General features: G+C 55.8%; 4 protein-coding genes. All 4 read right to left on the bottom strand.

The genetic code is table 11. The features are described from left to right. Positions 1-208 (bottom strand): cation:dicarboxylate symporter family transporter (locus ACIQ0Q_RS08425; RefSeq protein WP_395772494.1); only part of this gene is annotated, 208 nt, incomplete at its 3' end. Between the two features lie 2 nt (positions 209-210). Then, positions 211-969, bottom strand: coding sequence for a L,D-transpeptidase (locus tag ACIQ0Q_RS08420; RefSeq protein ID WP_395772493.1), 759 nt, complete (start codon positions 967-969; stop codon positions 211-213). Beyond that, positions 969-2,066, bottom strand: coding sequence for a dipeptide epimerase (locus ACIQ0Q_RS08415; protein ID WP_395772492.1), 1,098 nt, complete (start codon positions 2,064-2,066; stop codon positions 969-971). Before ACIQ0Q_RS08415 ends, ACIQ0Q_RS08420 begins: the two co-directional genes overlap by 1 nt. Before the next feature lie 2 nt (positions 2,067-2,068). Further along, a partial coding sequence (locus tag ACIQ0Q_RS08410; protein WP_395772491.1) for an SH3 domain-containing protein occupies positions 2,069-3,428 on the bottom strand: 1,360 nt, incomplete at its 5' end.

The following is a 3,428-nucleotide window of genomic DNA, read 5'->3' as shown; positions in this document are numbered from 1 at the left end:
CAATGTCATTGGCATGGTTGATGCCGACCACCAAGAGGGAAACCACGAGCGGCACGATGCTCATCTGTAGCGCATTCAGCCAGAGCTTGCCAACCGGTTGCGCCAGCGCTGTTGCCGGTGCTACCGCGTCGGGTGCGAATCGGCTCAGTAAAATACCGGTGATGACGCCCAGAAGCAGGCCGAGGAAAACGCGTGTCGATGCGGTCATGTTCAATTCTTCGAGATCAGTTCGGGAAGTTGCCATTGCGTTTTGAGGCGGACGTATTCATTTTCTGGCAACAGGACGAATACGGGGTTTCTGTTCTGGTTCAGCCAAAGCATAAGACGATCCATATCGGGTTCGGTCATTGCAGTACAGCCGGCGGTTGCAGCACCGGTACTACGCCAGAGATGGGCAAAAATACAGCTACCACCCTTCGGCCGGTTTTCCGGATTATGTGCGATGACAAAACCCTTCTTATAGAGGTGGTCGCCGTTGTGAATGTCGCGCCGCATCGGTTCTGTCGAGCCCTGAATGGCCTCCGTGCCGAGGTCTCGGGTAGAGACGATTCGGTTGTAGAGCGGCGAATCGTTCACATCAATGCACCAGTCATCGGCGGTCATCTGCTGATATGTCAGTGAGGTCGCTATGGTTGCCGGCTGACCGAAAGCCAAGCCAATCCGAAAAATACCTGCCGGGGCCTTGCCATCGCCCTCGACTTTGACTGGACCGCCATCTTGCGGTTCATGCAAACCAAGTCCCCACCCGGAACCGTTCTTGCCGATGCTTACCGGAAAACCCTGTCCAATTGAACGCCATTGCCCTTGCCGGCGTTCGAACGTCTGTAGCTGGCCGGCAGGGTCCTGCCAATCCGCTGTGGTCACGATCACCATCTGGGTGCCTTCGGACGCCCATTGCAGTGGCAGGGATTCCGAACCCAAGACGGGCGAACAGAGCATCAGAAGGTATGGCAGCAGGATTTTACGCATCAATCGAACCAGGTAATGTTGGTGGGGGAATGAATGCCCAATCCAGGGCGCTCACAGATCGTAATGACAGCATCATCGAAACGCACGTTGCCGTCAATCGGATTAAACGTGGCAAGGAGAGGGCCGTCCAGATCGATACGGGTGATGATGTCGCTCCTGGCAACGGCAAGATGTGCGGCAGCCGAGGCACTGATCGCCCCCTCGAGCATGCAACCCATCATGCAAGGCATGTTCAGCCCAGCACAGTAATCGGCGATGGCTGTTGCATTGGACAGGCCGCCGGATTTCATCAGCTTGATGTTGATGATATCTGCTGCCGAGGCCGCATGCAGCGTTTTGACCTGGTCCAGATTGAATGCGCTTTCATCGGCCATAAGCGGTATTCTCGAGCGCGCCGCTTTGATGGCCTGCATGCCCGTTACATCACTTGCCGGAACCGGTTGTTCGATGAGATCAAAATACAAGCCAGCGGAATCCAGGATCCGGAGCGTGCCTATGGTCTGATCAGCGGTCCAGCCCTGATTGGCATCGATGCGAAGCATGGCACGGCCTGCAACGGCCTGATGAATGGCCTGTAAGCGCGGCACATCGGCTTCCGGACGCTTACCGACTTTGATTTTCAATGCAGTGAACCCACGTTCAATGGCGCTTTCGCAATCGGCAAGCATCGTTGGAGTGTCGTTGACACTAATGGTCAAATCGGTCAACAGTCTGGGCGTGCCGCCGCCAAGCGCTTTATAGAGCGGAAGGGCCCGAGATTGTGCATACAGATCATACAATGCAATCTCCGCCGCTGCCTTGGCGCTCGTGTTCTTTGGCAGGGCGTTTTGGACGATATCGCAATTGCCGGAGACATCCTCCACCTCACGCCCGAGCAACGCCGGGCCGAGAATGGTTTGCAAGGCCTCTAGAATTCCCTCTAGACTGTCGCCGGTAATGGCCGCCGTCGGAGGTGCTTCCCCGTAGCCCATATGACCGCAATCGGTTTCAAAGCAGATGACTGCGTCTTCTATGATCTCGACAGTGCGCAGCGCCGTCTTGAACGGCGTCCGCAAGGGAATGCGGAGGATGCCGGTTCTGAATCCGCGGATGCGCATAATCAGCGGCTTTCCGGGAAAATTCGCTGGACGGCGCTGATGGCATCGAGATAGGACTTTCCGGGGCTAAACGCCATGGCCAGTAATGGAGTTACCGCAACGCCATTGGTCGGCAGTGTATGGAAACCGCTGGTCAGAACAATGCCGCTGTTCTGTGAGTCATGAATGACCCATGGGCCGTGGCTGTCTTGGCCAATCACCATCATCACATGCCCGGGGATGTAAACCAGATCGCCGATGCGCAGCTGCCGGAGCTGGGCAAGACGCTGCGTTTGAGTCATCTGAGGAGTGAATGCGATTCGATGGAAGTTCGACGTCCGCTGCTGTTCTCCGGTATTGCGTGGAAGCAGGATTCCAAGCGATCGGTACACTTCGGATACGAAACCGCTGCAATCACGACCGTTGTAATCATGACCCCATCCATAGCGTTCACCGATGAATTTGAAACTCTGACGGATCAGATTGCCTCGGGTTGCCGGCAACGGGGCGTCGGAAGTATCTGCGCTGCGTGGAATCAATACCGGTTTGATGTGCAGCTGATCATTGTCAAGCCGTAACGGAAAGTCCACAATCCATGATCCCAGGCTGCCTTGGCCATTCACCGGCTTTGACAAAGGCCAGTCAGTGCGAACAGGAAGACTGCTGCCCATGTCGAGAACCTGTTCGGAAATCTCTTCGACATACGGATGGAATACGGTCCGGATTTGGCTGCCGGTCACCCAACGGCGTGGCTGTTGGGTGGCATACGCCATCACGAATTGCCGTGATGCGAGACCAATGGAGTCCGCCCTTACCCAGGCGGCATAGTTTTCCGATTGTACGAAAAGCCATTGCCGATCCCTGGATTCATGCAAGACGGCGACCGGTGTTCCAGGGAAAATGGCGGATTCCTGCAGACGGTCGATGTCGATGCCACCTTTGGCGTCGAAGGCGCGTTGTTCGGTCGGGAATCGACGCAGTGCACTGCGTTTAACCGCCAGGCCAAACAATCGGTCATCGGCATCCATGATGTTGTCGAGATCCAGATTGACCATCAAGGCGTCAATTTCTTCAGCAGTAAGGGTCTGGTCGGCATTTTTGAACAGAGGTGCCTGCGGTCGTTTGGACAAGGCCTCGATCTTTTGGCGTATCGCTTTTCGCGATACCTGTTTCGGCCAAGTCTGCCAATCGGCCATGCCGGACTCGGAGGCCAGCAGGCGGCGATTACTATCTTCGATTGCTGGATTTTGCAGCAGCACTGAATCGGCATCCGGGATGCGCTGCAGCCAATAGGTGCTTGATTGCTTTTCGGCGCTTATACCCACCGAATTCCAATCCGGCTCCAGTGGCATGTATGCCCATGCCAATGACGTGATGACCATC

The sequence above is a fragment of the Arenimonas sp. genome (assembly GCF_044348765.1).
Taxonomy (GTDB): Bacteria; Pseudomonadota; Gammaproteobacteria; order Xanthomonadales; family Xanthomonadaceae; genus Arenimonas.
This window is presented reverse-complemented; position numbering and strand designations above follow the sequence as displayed.

Excerpts from the sequence above, each read along its gene's own strand:
- ACIQ0Q_RS08415 (WP_395772492.1), bottom strand. The coding sequence starts at position 2,066 with ATGCGCATCCGCGGATTCAGAACCGGCATCCTCCGCATTCCCTTGCGG.
- ACIQ0Q_RS08420 (WP_395772493.1), bottom strand. The coding sequence starts at position 969 with ATGCGTAAAATCCTGCTGCCATACCTTCTGATGCTCTGTTCGCCCGTC.